Below are 18,350 nucleotides of genomic sequence, written 5' to 3'. Positions count from 1 at the left end.
AAAAATTAACAGGCAGGCCCACACGCTGCGCAGCAAGGCATCCGGGCACAGGCTAAGAACGTGTTCACGTTCTCAGGCCAGGGATTGTGCCGCCGCTGTGTACACCCGAAAAATACAAGTTTTATTTATCAGATATAAACCAAATCCGCCGCAATCACTTACTAGACAAGTGCGCACAGCTCCTAATTTCTGAACTCCCCTTCTGCCCTTTTCTGCCTTTTTCCTATGCTGACCTACCCCGATATCCGCGCCGCCGCCGATCGCCTGGGCGATCACATTCTGCAAACCCCGTGCGTGGCCTCCCAGACCCTTTCGGACATCACGGGTGCCCAGGTGTTTTTAAAGTTTGAAAACCTGCAATTTACCGCCTCGTTCAAAGAGCGCGGCGCGTGCAACCGCCTGCAGCTGCTCACCGCCGAAGAAAAAACCCGGGGCGTGGTGGCCATGAGCGCGGGCAACCACGCCCAGGGGGTGGCCTACCACGCGCAACGCATGGGGCTGCGTGCCGTGATCGTCATGCCGCGCTTTACCCCCGGCGTAAAGGTTGAGCGCACGCGCAGCTTTGGCGCTGAAGTGGTGCTGCATGGCGACACCCTCGAAGCTGCGCGCCTGCACGCCTACGCCCTGGCCGAGCAGGAGCAGCTGACCTTCATTCACCCCTTTGACGATCCCGCCGTGGCCGCAGGCCAAGGCACGCTGGCGCTGGAGATGCTGGCCGAGCAGCCCGATCTGGACACGCTGATCGTCTCGGTTGGTGGCGGCGGGCTGATTGCCGGAGTGGCCACCGCTGCCAAAACCTTAAAGCCCAGCATCCGCGTGGTGGGCGTGCAAACACGGCGTTTCCCTTCCATGGTCAATGCCGTGCAGGGGCTGGATTTGCCGATTGGCCAATCGACCATTGCCGAGGGCATTGCCGTGGCCACGGCCGGGGCCTTCACCCGCCAGGTGGTGCGCAACTATGTCGATACGCTGCTGCTGGTCGATGAGGGCGATGTCGAGCAAGCGGTGCTGATGCTGTTAGAGATTGAAAAAACCTTGGTCGAAGGGGCCGGTGCAGCCGGTCTGGCCGCCCTGGTGCGCCACGGCGAGCAGTTCAAGGGGCAAAAAGTGGGGCTGATTTTGTCGGGCGGCAATATCGACCCGCTGCTGCTGGCCTCGATCATCGAGCGCGGCATGGCCCGCTCCGGTCGTCTGGCACGCATCAAGGTCAGCGCCCGCGATGTTCCGGGCGTGCTGGCCAAAATCACCGCCACCGTGGCCGAGGCCGGGGCCAACATCGAAGAGGTACACCACCAACGCGCGTTTACCTTGCTGGCCGCGCAAAACGTGGAGATTGAATTTGTCCTGCAAACACGCAACCAGGCGCATGTGGAGCAGGTGCTCCAGGCCCTGCAAGCCCAGGGCATGGAGGCCGCGCGGATGTAGCGACCGCCGCAGAGGGGGCGGCTTCCCCCCGGCGGGGCCCCCTCACACTGGCGCTAGGCTGGGCGCAGCGTCTTTTTGGCGGCTGCTGTAATCGGACGAGCGCTGGTACAGCGCCAGGCCAAACTGCGGCAGCATGGCGATTAAGTGGTCGATGATTTCGCCTTGCGTAGCCTCGTAATCGACCCAGGCGGTGGCCACGGTAAACGCATACACCTGCAGCGGGATGCCAAAAGCCGTCGGCTCCTGCACCCGCACCATCAAGATCATGGCGGGCGGTTGATGAATGCCGGGGTGGGCCTGCAAATACGCCAGGGCATAGGCGCGAAAGGCGGCCAAATTGGTATAGACCGGCGGCGCTGTCTGAAAAAAACTTTCCATCAGCGGCGATTTCGCCCAGTGCGCGTGCTGGGCGGGGGTCAGCGGGCCGACGGTGGCCGCATCAATCGGCAGCGCCCGCATGATGCGCCGCCCGCCCCCGGCAAACATGCTGCGCCAGTTTTTGAAACTGGCGCTCATCAGCTTCCAGGTGGGGATGCTGGTGACGGTTTTGTCCCAGTTTTGCACTTTGACGGTGTGCAGATTGATTTCAATCACCGCCCCATCGGCGTTCTCACTGGGCATCTCAATCCAGTCGTCCACGCGCAGCATGTCGTTGCTGGCCAATTGCACGCCCGCCACAAACGACAAGATCGTGTCTTTGAACACCAGCATCAGCACCGCCGACATGGCTCCCAGGCCCGAGAGCAGCAGCAAGGGCGAGCGGTCCAGCACCGTGGCCACGATCAGCAGCAGGGCCACAATGCCCACGGTCAGCTTGCCCAGCTGCACATAGCTTTTGATGGTGCGCGTTTGCGAGGCACGCGGGCCGTCGTAGTTGTCGTGCGCGTGGTTCAGGGCATCGAGCAGCGCCATCACCGCCCGCGCCAGGTGGTAGGTGGTAAAGGCCGCGGCCAAGTTGTGCAACAGGTTGGCCAGCGGGGCTTGCAAGTGCGGCACGCCATACACCGCTTGCTGCATGACGATGGAGGGCACCACCTTGGCCACACGGCGCAGCACCGTATCGTGCAGCGCAATGTGCCACCAGCCACTGCCCCATTGCTCACGCCCACGGCGCACCACCTTCAATAACACGATGCGGGCCACAATGCCCGCCACAACGGCCACCAGGGCCACCAGGGCCAGGCCAATGCTGGCCTTGGCCCAGGGTTGCAAGCTGGCAAATTCGCCAGCAAATACGCCACTCAATGCAGTATTCAAAAAATCCACACTCTCTCCTGCTCTGAAATTGTTGGGAAAAACGTTGTCAATCTGCCCCAGGCAATAGGGGCACCTAAAATGCCAAGCTTTGGCAGCAGGCTCGCTGCCCTTCTTTTTCACGCTTTTCAAGCGAATTGCGCTTTCGCAGGCGCTTTTTTCATCATGCAAGACAAATACAGCCCCCAGGAAGTTGAATCCGCCGCGCAAGCGCACTGGCAAATGCGCGATGCCTACCGTGTAACGGAAGACCAAGAGAAGAAAAAGTTCTACGCCTGCTCCATGCTGCCCTACCCCAGCGGCAAGCTGCACATGGGCCATGTGCGCAACTACACCATCAACGACATGCTCACGCGCCAACTGCGCATGCAGGGCTGGAATGTGCTGATGCCCATGGGCTGGGATGCCTTTGGCCTGCCCGCTGAAAACGCCGCACTCAAAAACAAAGTGCCGCCCGCGCAGTGGACCTACGACAACATCGCGTACATGAAAAAGCAGATGCAGGCCATGGGCCTGGCCATCGACTGGAGCCGCGAATTTGCCACCTGCGACCCCGAATACTACAAATGGAACCAGTGGCTGTTTTTGAAAATGCTGGAAAAAGGCATTGCCTACCGCAAAACCCAGGTGGTGAACTGGGACCCGGTCGATCAAACCGTGCTGGCCAATGAGCAGGTGATTGACGGGCGCGGCTGGCGCACCGGTGCCTTGGTGGAAAAGCGCGAAATCCCCGGCTACTACCTGAAGATCACCGACTACGCGCAAGAGCTGCTCGACCATGTGCAGGTGGGGGGCGATAAAGCCACCTTGACCGGCTGGCCCGACAAAGTGCGCCTGATGCAAGAAAACTGGATTGGCAAATCCAGCGGCGTGCGCTTTGCCTTTACGCACGACATTAAAAATGCCGCAGGCGAGCTGATCCAAGACGGCAAGATGTACGTCTTTACCACCCGCGCTGACACCATCATGGGCGTGACCTTTTGCGCCGTGGCCCCCGAGCACCCGCTGGCCCAGCACGCTGCGGCCAGCAACCCGGCACTGGCCGCCTTCATCGAAGAATGCAAACAAGGCGGCACCACCGAGGCCGAGCTGGCGCTGAAGGAAAAAGAAGGCCAGCCCACCGGTCTGTTCGTCACCCACCCGCTGACCGGCAAACAGGTCGAAGTGTGGGTTGGCAACTACGTGCTGATGGGCTACGGCGACGGCGCGGTGATGGGCGTACCCGCGCACGACGAGCGCGACTTTGCCTTTGCCCTGAAATACAGCCTGCCCATCGCCCAAGTTACGGCGGTGGAAGGGGCCAGCTTCAGTGCCACCGCCTGGCAAGAGCACTACGCCGACAAACAAAAATGCGTCTGCGTGAACTCCGGCGTATTGGACGGCCTAGGCCATGCCGAAGCGGTGGACAAAGTGGCCCAACTGCTGGCCGAAAAAGGCCTGGGCGAGAAAAAAACCACCTGGCGCCTGCGCGACTGGGGCGTGAGCCGCCAGCGCTACTGGGGCACGCCCATCCCCATCATCCACTGCGCCGACTGCGGCCCCCAGCCCGTGCCCGAGAAGGATTTGCCCGTGGTGCTGCCGCAAGACCTGGTGCCCGATGGCAGCGGCAACCCGCTCATTAAAAGTGAAGCATTCCACGCAGGCGTGGTGTGCCCTTGCTGCCAAAAACCTGCACGGCGCGAAACCGACACCATGGACACCTTTGTCGATTCGTCCTGGTACTTCATGCGCTATTGCGATGCGCACAACAGCGACAACATGGTGGCCGAAGGCGCCGATTACTGGATGCCGATGGACCAGTACATCGGCGGCATCGAGCACGCCATCTTGCACCTGCTGTACGCACGTTTTTGGACCAAGGTGATGCGCGATTTGGGCCTGGTCAAAGTGGATGAGCCGTTTACCAAACTGCTCACGCAAGGCATGGTGCTGAACCACATCTACAGCCGCAAGAGCGCCAAGGGCGCCAAAGACTACTTCTGGCCGCACGACATCGAGCATGTGCTGGACGAGGGCGGCAAAGTGATCGGTGCCAAGCTGAAAAACGCCGCCGACAGCAGCGATGGCCTCTTGCCCGTGGGCACCGAGATCACCTACGAAGGCGTGGGCACCATGTCCAAGTCGAAAAACAACGGTGTCGATCCCCAGCACCTGATTGAAAAATACGGGGCCGACACCGCGCGCCTGTACACCATGTTCACCTCCCCGCCCGAGCTGACGCTGGAGTGGAACGACGCGGCCGTGGAAGGCAGCTACCGCTTTTTGCGCCGCGTGTACAACTACGCCCAGCGCCTGCTGGGGGTGGATTACGGCGCGGCCATTGACCTGGTGGGCGAGCGCAAAAACCTGGCCGAGATTGCCTTTGACCCGGTCTCCAAAGCCCTGCGCCTGGAGATCCACACCGTGCTCAAGCAGGTCGATTACGACTACCAGCGCATGCAGTACAACACCGTGGTGTCGGGCGCAATGAAAATGCTCAACGCCCTGGAAGACTTCAAAGGCCTGGACAGCGCCGAGGGCCAAATCGCCGCCATCGAAAGCTTTGGCATTTTGCTGCGCGTGCTCTACCCCGCCACCCCGCACCTGACCCATGTGCTGTGGAGCGAGCTGGGCTATGCCAACAAGCAAGGCGATTTGCTCGATGCCGCCTGGCCCCAGCCCGACCCCAGCGCCCTGGTGCAAGACGAGTTGGAGCTGATGCTGCAAATCAACGGCAAACTGCGCGGCAAAGTGCGCGTACCCGCCAGCGCCGACAAGGCCGAGATCGAACGCCTGGCCCTGGCCTGCGAAGATGCGCAAAAGCACATCGAAGGGGCCACCCCGAAAAAAATCGTGGTCGTACCGGGCCGCCTGGTCAATATCGTGGTGTAACAACTCAATCCCCATGCAAGCCTCCAAACGCCACCTTCTCGCGCTGCTGGCCAGCGCCCCTTTATTAGGCGCAACGCTGGGCCTGGGCGGCTGCGGTTTTGCCCTGCGCGGGCGGGCACAGTACGCCTTCCAATCCCTGTACTTGCAAGCGCCCGAGGGCTCCGAGCTGGGGCGCAGCCTGCTGCGCCAGCTGGCCGCCTCCAGCCACGACCTGCAGCTGCTGCTACCCCCGCAAACCAGCGCCGATGCCGATGTCACCTTGCACCTGCTGGGCGAACGCCACCAGCGCGTGGTGCTGGCCAAAACCGTAGCCGGCCAGGTGCGCGAGCTGCAACTGCGCCTGTACGTGCGCTTTAGCCTGATCGGCAAAGATGGCCGCGTGTGGATTGAAGAGGGCGAAATCGAACAAACCCGCGACATGACCTACAGCGAAACCCTCACCCTGGCCAAGGATGAGGAAGAAATGGAGCTGGTGCGCGACATGCGCCAAGACGTTGCCCAGCAACTGCTGCGCCGCCTGGCGCTGGTGCAGCCCCCCGTGGGCGCGTAAGCCCGCGCGCCCGCCCCCCCCGATCGCAATGCAACTGGCCCTGAACCAACTGCCTGGCCATCTGGCCAAAGGCCTGCGCCCGCTCTACACCCTGCACGGCGATGAGCCGCTGCAGCTGCAAGAGGCCGCCGATGCCATCCGCGCTGCGGCCCGCGCCGCCGGTTTTACCGAGCGCAGCGTGTTCACCGTGCAGGGGGCCCACTTTGACTGGAGTGCGGTGTTGGCGGCGGGCAGTGCGCTCAGTTTGTTTGCCGACAAGCAAATCATTGAGCTGCGCATCCCCAGCGGCAAACCCGGTGGCAAAGAAGGGGCCGCCGCCCTGGCGCAGCTGGCCCAGCAGGCCGCCCAGGCGCAGGAGGTGCTCACCCTGGTGCACCTGCCGCGCCTGGACGCGGCCAGCAAAAAAACCGCCTGGTTCACCGCGCTGGATGCGCACGGCATCCACATCCCCATCCAGCCAATTGAGCGCGAACAACTGCCCGGCTGGATTGCCCAGCGCCTCCAGGCCCAGGGCCAGCAGGTGGCCAGCGGGCAGGCGGGGCAGCGCAGCCTGGCGTTTTTTGCCGACCAGGTCGAAGGCAACCTGCTGGCCGCGCACCAAGAAATTCAAAAACTCGGCCTGCTCTACCCGCCCGGCGAATTAACGCCCGAGCACATCGCCCAAGCCGTGGCCAATGTGGCACGCTACGACGTATTCAAACTCTCCGAAGCGGTGCTCAGCGGCAACCTGGAGCGCACCACCCGCATGCTCGACGGCCTGCAGGCCGAAGGCGTGGCCGAGGTGCTGGTGCACTGGACGCTGGCCGAAGACATCCGCAACCTGCAACGCGCCCGCGCGGCTTTGGATGCGGGCGAGCCCCTGCCCCTGGTGCTGCGCCAACTGCGCATCTGGGGCAAGAAAGAGCAGCTCTTTGCCCAACTGCTGCCGCGCCTGCGCCCGGCGCGCCTGGCCAAGCTGCTGCTGGCGGCCCACCAGGTCGATGGCATCGTCAAGGGCCTGGCGCTGCCCGGTTGGCCCGCCCACGGCTGGCAAGCCTTGCACCGGCTGGCGTTTGACATGGTGCAGGCCGTGCAAAGCGCCCGCTAAGCCCCGGCCCAGCACGCCATAAACCACCCCTTCCACAGCCTAATAAAAAAGAGCTGCATCCGCTTGAAATACAAGGTTTTCATGGTTAAAACAACCTAAAAACTTTACAAATCAAGCGCAAACAGCTCTTGTTTTTAAATAAGTTGGGAGAGGCCGGTGCTCAGATCGTGAACACGTTCTCAGGCCGTCAAACGCTGCAAGGCCTCGCGGTACTTGGCGGCGGTTTTCTCAATCACCTCGTGCGGCAGGCGCGGGGCCGGGGCTTTTTTGTCCCACAGCTTGCCATTGACCTTGGCCTGCTCCAGCCAGTCGCGCACAAACTGCTTGTCGTAGCTGGGCGGGTTGTCGCCTTTGGCCAGGGCTTCTGCGTAGCCCTCCACGGGCCAGTAGCGCGAGCTGTCGGGCGTGAGCACCTCGTCCATCAGCACCAGGGTACCGTCTTGCGTCAGGCCAAATTCAAACTTGGTATCGGCAATGATCATGCCTTTTTGCAGGGCGATTTCGGCCGCCTCTTGGTACAGGCGGATCGCGGTGTCGCGAATTTGCGCGGCCAGCTTTTCGCCCACCATCTCCACCGTGCGCTCGTAGGTGATGTTTTCGTCGTGGTCGCCCATCTCGGCCTTGGCCGCCGGGGTGTAGATCGGTGCGGGCAGCTTGGCCGCATTCGTCAGCCCCGCAGGCAGGGGCACGCCGCAAACGGCCTGGCTGTCTTGGTATTCCTTCCAGCCGCTGCCCGCCAAATAGCCGCGCACCACGGCCTCAATCATGATCGGCTGCAGGCGCTGCACCAGCATGGCGCGGTTTTTGACTTGGGGAATTTCTTCAGGCGTGACCACGCTCTCCGGTGCTTCGCCGGTCAGGTGGTTGGGGCAAATATGGCCCAATTTGGCAAACCAAAACAGCGCCATCTGGGTCAGCAGCTCGCCCTTGCCCGGAATGGGTTCGCCCATGATCACGTCAAAGGCCGACAGGCGATCGCTGGCCACCATCAAAATGCGGTCATCGCCCACCGCGTAGTTGTCACGCACCTTGCCACGCGCCAAGAGGGGCAAAGAAGCAATATTGGAAGTGTGCAAGGCAGAGGTGCTAGGCGTAGTCATAGTGCGCAAACGTTAAACAATGAAAGAGCCCACGAAAGGAGCCAACCGGGCATTCTAAATCTCCCCAGGCAAACCAGACGGGCCAATGAGGCGGCATAGAAACCACACACCCAAGGAGGATCCTGGGGAAAATCCCTCTTGCAGTTGCAAAAAAGCACAAATGGGTACATCCTTAGCCCTTGGGTCACCTTGCGCTTTTGTGCAGTGCGGTGGCCCATCGTTTTCTCTGCGTGCCGCACCAATGACGGAATCCATGAATCGTTTAGCCTCCATCCTGCCTGCCACCCAAGTCCTCGTTGGGGTGGACGCCACCAGCAAAAAACGCGCGTTTGAAGAAGCTGGACTGCTGTTTGAGGGTTTGCATGGCCTCTCTCGCGCCCTGATTACCGACAGCCTGTTCGCCCGCGAGCGCCTGGGCTCCACGGGCCTGGGCCACGGCGTAGCCATTCCCCATGGCCGCATCAAAGGCTTGAAAGCCCCCATGGCGGCGGTGTTTCAACTCGCCGGCCCCATAGGCTTTGATGCGCCGGATGAACAACCGGTCAGCCTGCTCATCTTCTTGCTGGTGCCCGAAGCGGCCACCCAGCAACACCTGGAAGTGCTCTCAGAAATTGCCGAGCTGCTAAGCAACAGCCCCTTGCGCGAAGCCCTGAAAACCACCCAGGATGCCGCGCAGTTGCACGCCATCATTGCCAACTGGCAGGCCACCACCAGCGACTGACGCACCGGCCGCACCGCCAGCGACCATGCGCTGCGTTTTTTAGAAAGCCTTTGCCATGCGCCATAAAGCGATCAATGCTGACAAGCTGTTTGCTGCCTTTCGCCAAACCCTGGGTTGGCACTGGGAAGCGGGCCACGGCAACCCCGAACGGCGTTTTGATGAAATGGCCGTGCGCTCGGCCACGTCGGGGGCCGATTTGGTGGGCTACCTCAATTACATCCACCCCTACCGCCTGCAGGTGTTGGGGGAGCGCGAAATTGCCTACCTGACCAACGCCACCCCCGCCGACTGCGAACGGCGCGTGCAGCGCATCACCAATCTGGAGCCCCCGGTTCTGGTGTTGGCCGATGGGCAAACCGCCCCGCCGCAATTGCTGGCCATGTGCGAGCGCGACCACATCCCCTTGTTCGCCACGGACGAGCCCGCCGCGTTTGTGATTGAGGTGCTGCGGGCCTATTTGTCCAAACACTTTGCCGACCGCACCACGGTGCACGGCGTGTTCATGGACATTTTGGGCTTGGGGGTGCTGATCACCGGCGAGTCGGGCCTGGGCAAAAGCGAGTTGGGGCTGGAGCTGATCACCCGGGGCCACGGCTTGGTGGCCGACGATGCGGTCGATTTGTACCGCATCAACCAAGCCGTGGTGATTGGCCGCTGCCCCGAGCTTTTGAGCAATCTGCTGGAGGTGCGCGGCATTGGCCTGCTGGACATTCGCGCCATCTTTGGCGAAACGGCCGTGCGCCGCAAAATGCGCCTGACCCTCATCGTCCACCTGGTGCGCAAAGAAACCATGGAACGCGATTACGAGCGCCTGCCGCAAGAGCCGCTCAAAGAAGACGTGCTGGGCGTGGGCGTGCGCAAAGTGGTGCTGCCCGTGGTGGCGGGGCGCAACATCGCCGTGCTGGTCGAGGCCGCCGTGCGCAACACCATCTTGCAGCTGCGCGGCATCAACACCTACGAAGAATTTGTCGAGCGCCACCGCCGCGCCATGGAGCGCGACATGGGCAGCAGCGACTAAATCACCAGCCTCACAAGCCCAGCATAATTTTCAGGTTTTGCACCGCCGCGCCGCTGGCCCCTTTGCCTAGGTTGTCCAGGCGGGCGATGAGCACGGCCTGGTGGTAGGCATCGTTGCCAAACACGCGCAGCTCCAGGTGGTTGGTATCGGCCAGGGTGTCGGCGGCCAGCTTGCCATCGTCGGTGGCGGGCAGCACGCTGACCCATTGCTCAGGCGTATTGGCCTGTGCGTAGTGCTGCGCCAGCGCATGGTGAATGTCCGCCACCTTCGGCTGGCCCGGCAGGGTGTCCAGGTGCAGCGGCAATTCCACCAGCATGCCCTGGCGGAAATTGCCCACCGCAGGAATAAAGATGGGGCGACGGGAGAGGCCCGTGTAACGCAGAATTTCTGGAATGTGCTTGTGCGCCAGGCCCAGCGCATAGGCTTCGTGCGGGGCGGCGGTGCCGGCCTCGTAGGCCTCGATCATGGGACGGCCCCCGCCGGAGTAACCCGAGATGGAGGGCAGCGCCAGCGGGTAGTCCGGCGGCACCAGGCCCGCATCCACCAAGGGGCGCAGCAAGGCAATCGCGCCGGTGGCGTAGCAGCCGGGGTTGCTCACACGGCTGGCATTGCGGATGGCATCCAGCTGGCCGGGGGCCAGTTCGGCAAAGCCATAGACCCAATCGGGGGCCACGCGGTGGGCGGTGGAGGCATCAATGATTTTGATGAGCTTGCCCGTCTCGGCCGTGATGGCATCCACCATGGCGGTGGTTTCGCGCGCGGCATCGTCGTGCAGGCACAAGATAACCACATCCACCGTGGCGATCAGGGCGCGTTTGGCGGCCGGGTCTTTGCGCAGGGCAGGGTCAATGCTGACCAGTGCGATGCCGGCCATGTCGGCCAAGCGCTCGCGAATTTGCAGGCCGGTGGTGCCGGCTTCGCCATCAATAAAAATCTTAAACATGCGTGAAAAATCCTCCATGGGCCAGGTGGCGCAGTCTGCGCAAGGCCTGCATTGTCCTGCAGGCGCAAGGTGTTGGCGCCTGAACGTGTGCAAAAGCGGCATTGTGTGGCGCAGGACCGTTTCTGGCGGAAAACCTAGTGTGTAAGGCTGTGTTAGACCTGCGTGGTACATTTCGCGGCTGCCATGCCTTGCACCCTTGGGATTGCTGGTTACCACTGGGTTACCGTGCCCAGCCAAGGGCCCAACAGCGGGCATTTCCCCCTCCGTTACTGAGAGACTCACACGCATGAAAATTCATGAATACCAAGGCAAGGAAATCTTGCGTCAGTTCGGCGTGCCCGTACCCCGTGGCATTGCCGCTTTCACCGTTCAAGAAGCCGTAGAAGCTGCCCAAAAACTGGGTGGCCCCGTTTGGGTGGTGAAAGCCCAAATTCACGCCGGTGGCCGTGGCAAAGGCGGCGGCGTGAAAGTGGCCAAGACCATTGACGATGTGAAAGCCCTGGCCGAACAAATCCTGGGCATGCAACTGGTCACGCACCAAACCGGCCCCGAAGGCCAAAAAGTGCGCCGCCTGTACATCGAAGACGGCGCCGACATCAAGAACGAGCTGTATGTCTCGCTGGTGACCGACCGCGCGACGCAAAAAGTGGCGCTGATCGCTTCGAGCGAAGGCGGCATGGACATCGAAGCCGTGGCCGAAGCCACGCCCGAGAAAATCATCACCGAGATGATCGATCCCCTGACCGGCATCACCGAAGCGCAATCGCGCAAGGTGGCAGCTGCCATTGGGCTAGAAGGCAAGTCCATCGACCAAGCCGTCGATATCTTCGCCAAAATCTACAAGTGCTACATGGACACCGACGCATCGCTGGTGGAAATCAACCCGCTCAACTGCGACAGCAAGGGCGACCTGATGGCGCTGGATGCCAAGTTCAACTTTGATGCCAACGCGCTGTTCCGCCATCCCGAAATCGTGGCCTTCCGCGATCTGGACGAAGAAGATCCGGCCGAGATCGAAGCCTCCAAGTTCGACCTGGCCTACATCAGCCTGGACGGCAACATCGGCTGCCTGGTGAACGGTGCCGGTCTGGCCATGGCCACCATGGACACCATCAAGCTGTTTGGCGGCGAACCGGCCAACTTCTTGGACGTGGGCGGCGGCGCCACGGCAGAAAAAGTGACCGAAGCCTTCAAGATCATGCTCAAAAACCCCGAAGTCAAGGGCATTTTGGTCAATATCTTCGGCGGCATCATGCGCTGCGACACCATCGCCACCGGCGTGGTCACCGCCTGCAAGGCCGTGAACCTGTCGGTGCCGCTGGTGGTGCGCATGAAGGGCACCAACGAAGAGCTGGGCAAACAAATCCTGAAAGATTCGGGCCTGCCCATCATCGCGGCCGACACCATGGCCGAAGCTGCCACCAAAATCGTGGCCGCCGTTAAGTAACCCGCCCAGGAAAGAGAAACAAGACCATGTCTATCTTTATTAATAAAGACACCAAAGTCATCACCCAGGGCATCACCGGTAAAACCGGCCAGTTCCACACGGAAAAATGCCAAGAGTACGCCAACGGCAAAAATTGCTTTGTCGCCGGTGTGAACCCCAAAAAAGCGGGCGAGCGCATTTTTGACATCCCCATTTTTGGTTCGGTCAAAGACGCTGCCAAAGAGACCGGTGCCACCGTCTCCGTGATCTACGTGCCGCCCGCAGGTGCCGCCGCTGCCATCTGGGAAGCCGTTGAGGCCGACCTGGACCTGGCGATTTGCATCACCGAAGGCATTCCCGTGCGCGACATGCTGGAAGTGCGCAACAAAATGCGCGCCAAAGTGGCCGCTGGCGGCAAGGAAACCCTGCTGCTGGGCCCCAACTGCCCCGGCCTGATTACGCCCGATGAAATCAAAATCGGCATCATGCCCGGCCACATCCACCGCAAAGGCCGCGTGGGCGTGGTCAGCCGCTCCGGCACGCTGACCTACGAAGCCGTGGCGCAGCTGTCTGAGCTGGGCATTGGCCAGTCGAGCGCCGTGGGCATTGGTGGTGACCCCATCAACGGTCTGAAGCACATCGACGTGATGCGCGCCTTCAACGACGACCCCGATACCGATGCCGTGATCATGATCGGTGAGATCGGTGGCCCCGACGAGGCCGAAGCTGCCCAGTGGTGCAAGGCCAACATGAAAAAGCCCATCGTCGGCTTTATCGCTGGTGTGACCGCCCCCGCTGGTAAGCGCATGGGCCACGCCGGTGCGCTGATCTCGGGCGGTGCCGACACGGCGGACGCCAAGCTGGCCATCATGGAAGAGTGCGGTTTCACCATCACCCGCAACCCTTCTGAAATGGGCCGCCTGCTGCAAGGCCTGCTGAAAAAAGCATAAAAATAGGCGTTAGCGCTTGTTCAGTAAGCGCTAATAGCTATCAAAACAAAAGCCCTGCAAGGTGTGCCTTGCAGGGCTTTGTTGTTTTTAAAGAAGCTGTTTTCGCTGATAAATAAAGGGTTTTTCAAGATTTTTATCTTGAAAACGTTGATTTATCAGCGGGAGCAGCTCTTTTTTTATGAAAGGGTGCGGTGCTCCAGCGCGGGCAGTTGCTGGCGCACCCGCTGCAAATGCGCTGGCTCCAGCGTGGCCAGCACCACGCCTGCGCCGGCCTGCGTGCGCTGTCCCAAGACTTCGCCCCAGGCGTTGATGGCCATGCTGTGGCCCCAGGTGCGCCGCCCGTTGTCGTGTTGCCCGCCTTGCGCCGCGGCCAGCACAAAGCATTGGTTCTCAATGGCCCGCGCCCGCAGCAGCACCTCCCAGTGCGCTTGGCCGGTGGTGCAGGTGAAGGCGCTGGGCACGACCATGATGTCGGCCCCCGCCTGGGCGTGGTGGCGGTACAGCTCGGGAAAGCGCAGGTCGTAGCACACGCTCAGGCCCACGCGCCAGCGGTGGCCGCTGCGGTCGGTGACTTCGGCCACGACCGGGCGGGTGCCGGGGGTGATGGCGGCCGCTTCGTCGTACTGCTCGCGCTCGTTGCCAAAGCGAAACAGGTGAATTTTGTCGTAGCGGGCGCAGCATTGGCCTTGCGGGTTAAAGACCAGGCTGGTGTTGAACACCCGCTGCGGCGCAGGCGAGCGCAGGGGCATAGTGCCCGCCACAATCCACAGCCCCAATTCCTGGGCCCAGCGGGCGAGGGCCTCTTGGATGGGGCCGCTGCCAAAGTCTTCGGCCCAGGCCAGTTTGTCGTGCTCGTGCCGGCCCATGCCGCAGAAGTATTCGGGCAACACGGCCAGCTCGGCCCCTTGGGCTGCGGCCTGGGTGAGCAGGGCGTGGGCGCTGGCCAGGTTGGCGGCCACATCGGGGCTGCTGCACATTTGCACGGTGGCGGTTTGCATGGCTTATTCCTCTTTTTTGGCGGGGCTGGGGGCCTCGGTCACGGGGGTGACCACGGGGTTGTCCCACGTGCCCGAGACATCAAAGCTGCGCGTTGCGGCCGCAATGGCCGGGCCACGCAGCAGGGCTTGGGCAACAAAGCTGCCCAGGCCAATGACGGGGTTGATGGCGGTGGCCACCAAGGAGGCGGTCATGGCGTTGATCTCGGGCACGACCACCAGGCGCAGCTGCTGGGTTTCGTCTTGCAAGCTGGCCTGCCCTTCCATGAGCACGGCGGCGTTCAGGCCCTTCATTTGCAGGTTGTTGGTGCGGGCGATGCCCTGGGCGATGTCGATATCGCCGCGCACAAAGTCAAAGGCAAAACCGGCGCTAAAGACATCCCGAAAATCCAGGCTCAAGCGCCGGCTGATGGATTGCAGGCTGAGCACACTGAGCAGCCGCGCCATGCCGGGGTCGGCCTTGAGAAACTGGCCCTTGTCCATGCCCAGGCGCACGCTGCCGGCCATGCTGGGCCAGTGGGGCGCGGCGGGGCTGCCTTGCCAGCTCAGTTGCCCACTCAATTGACCACGGCCATCGCGCACCACGCCGGGCATGCCCAGGCGGTCGAGCAATTGGCCAGCGTTTTGGGTGTCTAAGGTGAAGTCAATACGGGTGCGCCGGGCTTGGGCACGGGTGGGGTCGGCATCTTCTTTGGCCCAGGTGCCGTGGGCTTGCCAGCGGGTCTCGGGCGTGGTCAGTTGCAAGCGCTCCAGGCTCCAGCTGCCGGGCTGGCGCTGGCGGGCCAGCAAGCTCAGTTGCCCCAAGCGTTTATCGGCCAGGGTGAAGTTTTCCACCCGGATATCCAATGCCGGCCAATTGCCAGAATTGGTAGGTGCTGCCTGCGGTTCCAGCTCTAGTTTTTCAACATCAGAGGCGGGGATTTCTAAGCGCTCCAAACGGGCAAACACCAAGCCCGCCGGATGTTGCTCACTGGGGCGGTGGTATTCCACATCCCCGGCAAACTGCTCGGCCTGCAGTTGGCCGTGCCAGCGGTTGTGGCTGTATGCCAGCTGGGCGCTGCTGGGGCCCAGCTGGCGCTGGGCCACGCGCAGGCTGCCCACGTCCAGCTGCACCCGCTGGGGCAGGTAGCTGGCGCTGGTGTCATGGCTGCCTTCAAGGGTATCGAGCACCTGGCTCCAGGCATCAATGTCCAACGCGGGCAAGCGCACCACGGCGGCCACGGTGGGGGCTGCATTGGCGCTGGGCGGTGGCAGTGGGACATCCGTGCCCAGGGCAATCGCGCCCCCTTGGGCCTGGCCATCGCTGCCCAGCTGGTAGCGCAGCTGCCCGCGCCCTTGCACCACGATGTCGAGCTGGCTGGTGCCGCCCCCTTGGGGGGTGGAGCGCACCATCAGGGGCAGGCGCTGGGCGCTGTCTTTGTCCAGCGGGGCGGGCAGTTGCAGGGCCAGCCCCTGCAAGTCGCTGCGCACCAGCACTTCAGGGGCCCCGCCGCGTGCGGTCACGTCCACTTGGTAGGGGCTGCTACCCTGGGCGTAGTGGGCCAGTTGGCGCACCAGGGCCAGTGGGGCCTCGGCTTGCAGGCCGGCAGCGCTCGCCTGCCCTTGGGCTTGCACTTTCACGCCGGTTTGGGGGTCGCTCATGCCGCCGCTGATGCGCACGCTGCCGCCCAAGGCCTGGGCTTGCACTTGGTGCAGGGCAAAGCCGGTGTCAGAAAAATCAATGCGCCCTTGGGCCTGGCGCAGCACCGGGGTGTCGGGCGTGAGGCGAATCTGGTTGCGCTGCAGCTGCAGCTGACCTTGCACCTGGCTTTTTTCAATCTCGGCAATGGGCAGTTGCAGCTGCAACTGCAGTTGGGCCAAGCCCTGGGCCTGGGCCTGGGCCAAGGCCCCGTTGGTCAGCTGCTCAATGGCCGTGCCCTGCACGGTTTGCAGCAGGGCCGCCAGGGGGGCGGTGTCTTTGGCCTGCACTTGCACGACGGGGTGGGTGAGGTCGGCAATATCGGCCTGAATGTGCGCCAGCTGCAGCGGGGCCATCGGCCCTTTGGGCCCGGCAAAGCCGGTGCGGGCATCGCGCACTTGCATGCCAGCCCCTTCAAAAATCAGCCATCCCGACAATTTTTGCAAGAGCGGCCAGGGCGCTTGGCTGGCGGGGCGCAGGCGGCTGGGCACGTAGTCGTAGGTGGCATCGGCAATCTGCGCGGCAATGTAAAAGCGCCCGCCATGGGCGGGGTCACTGAACGGCATGTGCCGCAAGTCCCCTTGCACGGCAAAGCGCACATCGCGGCTGCCCCCGGCCAGCACGCTGTCGCGCACGTAGTGGCGGGCACTGGCGGGGATTTCCAAAGGCAGGTAGCGGTGGACGCGGGTGCCGTCGGCGCGGCTCAGTTGCCCGCTTAAATCCAAAATGCCGGGCAAGGGGTGGTCGGGGTCATCGCCCATGCGCCACTGGGCTTGCAGGCTGCCGGCCGCATCGGCATTGGCAAAGTGCGCCTCCGAGACGGTCAGCTGCCAACGGCCCTGCACCTGCTTCCAGCGCAGTTGGGCGCGCAAGTCATCCAAGGGGATGGTGGGCTCTTCAAAGACACCGGGAAAATCCAGCGCCCCTTGGCGGGTGTGCAGTTGGGCGCTGCCGCCTTGCTCATCCAGCTCAAACCGCAGGTTCAGCCCCGACACCCCCGGCGTTCCCACCCCGCTGGGCGCGGGCTGGCTTTGCAGGTGCAGCTGCGCAATCTGGCCACTGGCTTGGTAGCGGGGGGTTGTGCCGCCTTGGCTCCAGCGCACGTGCAGCTCGTTGAGCTGCCCAGCCGGGGCCAGGCGGGCCAGCGGCGCTTGGATGGCGGCGGGCACGGGAAGCTCGGCCACCAGCTGCCGGGCCAAGCCCACATCGGCCTGGGCAATGTGCAGGCGCACATGCTGCTCGGCCCCGGTGGTCGTGTTCTGCACCGACCAATCGCTGGCCGGCCAGCGCTGGGCCGGGCCCAGCGGCGGCTGCCAGGTAAAGCCCCAGCGCTGCGCCTGAATGGCCCACGATGCGCGGGCGGCCTGGGTTTGCCATTGCGCAGACACGCGGCCCTGCACGTCGGCCAAGGCCAGCGCGGGCCGGGCCGGGTCGCGCCACTGCACACGGGCCGCTTGCAAGGCCATGTCGGTGCTGGCACCCACCCATTGGCCATCCACCACATCCGCCCAGATGCGGGCCTGCCCTTGGCCCTGGGCCTGGGCAATGCCCCACTCCTGGGGCCAGGCAATGGTGGGCAACTGGCGCAGCTGCAACTGGGCAAACCATTGGCCGCTCCAGCGCTGCCAAATCGGTGCGCGACTGGGCAGCAGGGGGCGGCGAAAGCGCCCGGCGGCATGCAGCTGCTGGCCTTGGTCATCCTGGGCATCCAAGCGCAGCGCATGGTGCCAGGGGCTGCCACGCAGCACCAGGCGCACATCTTGCAAATGCATGGGGGGGGTTTGGCCGGTTTCGTCGGTAAATTGAATCTGCCCTCCGGCCACGGCCAGTTCGGGCTGCTCTAACAGCCACTCCAGACCCTGCGAGGACTGGCCCGGCCCGGCGGGGTCCAACACCAGCCCGGCAATTTGCCAGCGGCCATCGGCCAGATGGCGCACTTGCAGATGGGGGGCCTCAATAAACAACTGCTCTAAGCCGCCGCGCAAGATGGAGCGGGGGGAAATCGTCAGCACCACCTTGGGCAGCTGCAAAGCGGGCCGGTGCTGGGCATCCAAAATATGAATGTCTTGCAGCAGCAAGGTCGGAAACAAGCCATTGGCCTGGGTTTGCAATTGGCCAATGCGCACCGGAGCCCCTATGGCGTGACTGGCCCAGCGCTCCACATGGGCACTCCATTGGGGGATTCGCGGCACAATCACCAAGTGCAATCCGCCCCAAGCGAGCAAGAAAACCGCCCAAGCGGCCAGTGTGGCGCGTAACACCCAACGGGCCAGCCAGGCCAGCCAGTGCAAGCGTTGGGAGGGAAGCGGGGCGCTATGGTTCATTCGATCAG

13 protein-coding genes are annotated in these 18,350 nt (G+C 63.0%); 8 read left to right on the top strand and 5 right to left on the bottom strand.

Going from position 1 to position 18,350, the window contains the following annotated elements:
• Nucleotides 1-225: 225 nt before the first annotated feature.
• Nucleotides 226-1,425 carry a threonine ammonia-lyase gene (locus J1777_RS02620; protein WP_207574283.1) on the top strand — a complete coding sequence of 400 codons (1,200 nt, stop codon included), beginning with the start codon at nucleotides 226-228 and terminating at the stop codon, nucleotides 1,423-1,425.
• A 42-nt stretch (nucleotides 1,426-1,467) separates the two neighbouring features.
• Here the strand turns inward: J1777_RS02620 and J1777_RS02615 are convergent, their stop codons facing one another.
• Nucleotides 1,468-2,637, bottom strand: coding sequence for a mechanosensitive ion channel family protein (locus J1777_RS02615; protein ID WP_207574403.1), 1,170 nt, complete (start codon nucleotides 2,635-2,637; stop codon nucleotides 1,468-1,470).
• Nucleotides 2,638-2,844: 207 nt separating this feature from the next.
• On the opposite strand from J1777_RS02615, the gene leuS reads away from it, so the two are divergent.
• Genes leuS through holA form a run of 3 tightly spaced genes read left to right on the top strand, consistent with a single transcriptional unit; the run spans nucleotide 2,845 to nucleotide 7,187 of the window.
• A complete protein-coding gene (leuS, locus tag J1777_RS02610; protein ID WP_207574282.1) occupies nucleotides 2,845-5,550 on the top strand; it encodes a leucine--tRNA ligase in 2,706 nt (901 codons plus the stop codon).
• A 13-nt stretch (nucleotides 5,551-5,563) separates the two neighbouring features.
• Complete coding sequence (locus J1777_RS02605) at nucleotides 5,564-6,100, top strand: LPS-assembly lipoprotein LptE (protein ID WP_207574281.1); 537 nt, start codon at nucleotides 5,564-5,566, stop codon at nucleotides 6,098-6,100.
• 28 nt (nucleotides 6,101-6,128) lie between these two features.
• On the top strand, nucleotides 6,129-7,187 hold the full coding sequence (gene holA / locus J1777_RS02600; protein WP_207574280.1) for a DNA polymerase III subunit delta: 1,059 nt from the start codon (nucleotides 6,129-6,131) through the stop codon (nucleotides 7,185-7,187).
• A gap of 179 nt (nucleotides 7,188-7,366) precedes the next feature.
• Here the strand turns inward: holA and J1777_RS02595 are convergent, their stop codons facing one another.
• Nucleotides 7,367-8,287, bottom strand: a complete 921-nt coding sequence (locus tag J1777_RS02595) for a phosphoribosylaminoimidazolesuccinocarboxamide synthase (protein WP_207574279.1) — start codon at nucleotides 8,285-8,287, stop codon at nucleotides 7,367-7,369.
• Between the two features lie 253 nt (nucleotides 8,288-8,540).
• On the opposite strand from J1777_RS02595, the gene J1777_RS02590 reads away from it, so the two are divergent.
• Both J1777_RS02590 and hprK read left to right on the top strand, forming a co-directional pair.
• Entirely contained in the window at nucleotides 8,541-9,008 is a 468-nt protein-coding gene (locus tag J1777_RS02590) for a PTS sugar transporter subunit IIA (protein ID WP_207574278.1), read from the top strand.
• A gap of 55 nt (nucleotides 9,009-9,063) precedes the next feature.
• Nucleotides 9,064-10,026, top strand: coding sequence for an HPr(Ser) kinase/phosphatase (hprK, locus tag J1777_RS02585; protein WP_207574277.1), 963 nt, complete (start codon nucleotides 9,064-9,066; stop codon nucleotides 10,024-10,026).
• A 10-nt stretch (nucleotides 10,027-10,036) separates the two neighbouring features.
• Here hprK and argC read toward each other — a convergent pair whose 3' ends face one another.
• Nucleotides 10,037-10,969, bottom strand: coding sequence for an N-acetyl-gamma-glutamyl-phosphate reductase (argC, locus tag J1777_RS02580; RefSeq protein WP_207574276.1), 933 nt, complete (start codon nucleotides 10,967-10,969; stop codon nucleotides 10,037-10,039).
• Between the two features lie 286 nt (nucleotides 10,970-11,255).
• On the opposite strand from argC, the gene sucC reads away from it, so the two are divergent.
• Both sucC and sucD read left to right on the top strand, forming a co-directional pair.
• The gene (sucC, locus tag J1777_RS02575; protein WP_207574275.1) at nucleotides 11,256-12,416 is read left to right on the top strand and encodes an ADP-forming succinate--CoA ligase subunit beta; all 1,161 of its coding nucleotides are present in this window, start codon (nucleotides 11,256-11,258) and stop codon (nucleotides 12,414-12,416) included.
• A 26-nt stretch (nucleotides 12,417-12,442) separates the two neighbouring features.
• Complete coding sequence (sucD, locus tag J1777_RS02570) at nucleotides 12,443-13,345, top strand: succinate--CoA ligase subunit alpha (protein ID WP_207574274.1); 903 nt, start codon at nucleotides 12,443-12,445, stop codon at nucleotides 13,343-13,345.
• A 176-nt stretch (nucleotides 13,346-13,521) separates the two neighbouring features.
• Here sucD and J1777_RS02565 read toward each other — a convergent pair whose 3' ends face one another.
• Nucleotides 13,522-14,343 (bottom strand): carbon-nitrogen hydrolase family protein, encoded by an 822-nt coding sequence (locus J1777_RS02565; protein WP_207574273.1) that lies wholly within the window; start codon nucleotides 14,341-14,343, stop codon nucleotides 13,522-13,524.
• Between the two features lie 3 nt (nucleotides 14,344-14,346).
• Complete coding sequence (locus tag J1777_RS02560) at nucleotides 14,347-18,342, bottom strand: YhdP family protein (protein WP_207574272.1); 3,996 nt, start codon at nucleotides 18,340-18,342, stop codon at nucleotides 14,347-14,349.
• Between the last annotated feature and the right edge of the window lie 8 nt (nucleotides 18,343-18,350).

The sequence above is a fragment of the Comamonas denitrificans genome (assembly GCF_017368815.1).
Taxonomy (GTDB): domain Bacteria; phylum Pseudomonadota; class Gammaproteobacteria; order Burkholderiales; family Burkholderiaceae_C; genus Comamonas; species Comamonas denitrificans.
This window is presented reverse-complemented; position numbering and strand designations above follow the sequence as displayed.

Excerpts from the sequence above, each read along its gene's own strand:
- J1777_RS02620 (WP_207574283.1), top strand. The coding sequence starts at position 226 with ATGCTGACCTACCCCGATATCCGCGCCGCCGCCGATCGCCTGGGCGAT.
- sucD (WP_207574274.1), top strand. The coding sequence starts at position 12,443 with ATGTCTATCTTTATTAATAAAGACACCAAAGTCATCACCCAGGGCATC.
- J1777_RS02565 (WP_207574273.1), bottom strand. The coding sequence starts at position 14,343 with ATGCAAACCGCCACCGTGCAAATGTGCAGCAGCCCCGATGTGGCCGCC.
- J1777_RS02595 (WP_207574279.1), bottom strand. The coding sequence starts at position 8,287 with ATGACTACGCCTAGCACCTCTGCCTTGCACACTTCCAATATTGCTTCT.
- argC (WP_207574276.1), bottom strand. The coding sequence starts at position 10,969 with ATGTTTAAGATTTTTATTGATGGCGAAGCCGGCACCACCGGCCTGCAA.
- J1777_RS02605 (WP_207574281.1), top strand. The coding sequence starts at position 5,564 with ATGCAAGCCTCCAAACGCCACCTTCTCGCGCTGCTGGCCAGCGCCCCT.
- J1777_RS02560 (WP_207574272.1), bottom strand. The coding sequence starts at position 18,342 with ATGAACCATAGCGCCCCGCTTCCCTCCCAACGCTTGCACTGGCTGGCC.
- hprK (WP_207574277.1), top strand. The coding sequence starts at position 9,064 with ATGCGCCATAAAGCGATCAATGCTGACAAGCTGTTTGCTGCCTTTCGC.
- leuS (WP_207574282.1), top strand. The coding sequence starts at position 2,845 with ATGCAAGACAAATACAGCCCCCAGGAAGTTGAATCCGCCGCGCAAGCG.
- holA (WP_207574280.1), top strand. The coding sequence starts at position 6,129 with ATGCAACTGGCCCTGAACCAACTGCCTGGCCATCTGGCCAAAGGCCTG.
- J1777_RS02590 (WP_207574278.1), top strand. The coding sequence starts at position 8,541 with ATGAATCGTTTAGCCTCCATCCTGCCTGCCACCCAAGTCCTCGTTGGG.
- sucC (WP_207574275.1), top strand. The coding sequence starts at position 11,256 with ATGAAAATTCATGAATACCAAGGCAAGGAAATCTTGCGTCAGTTCGGC.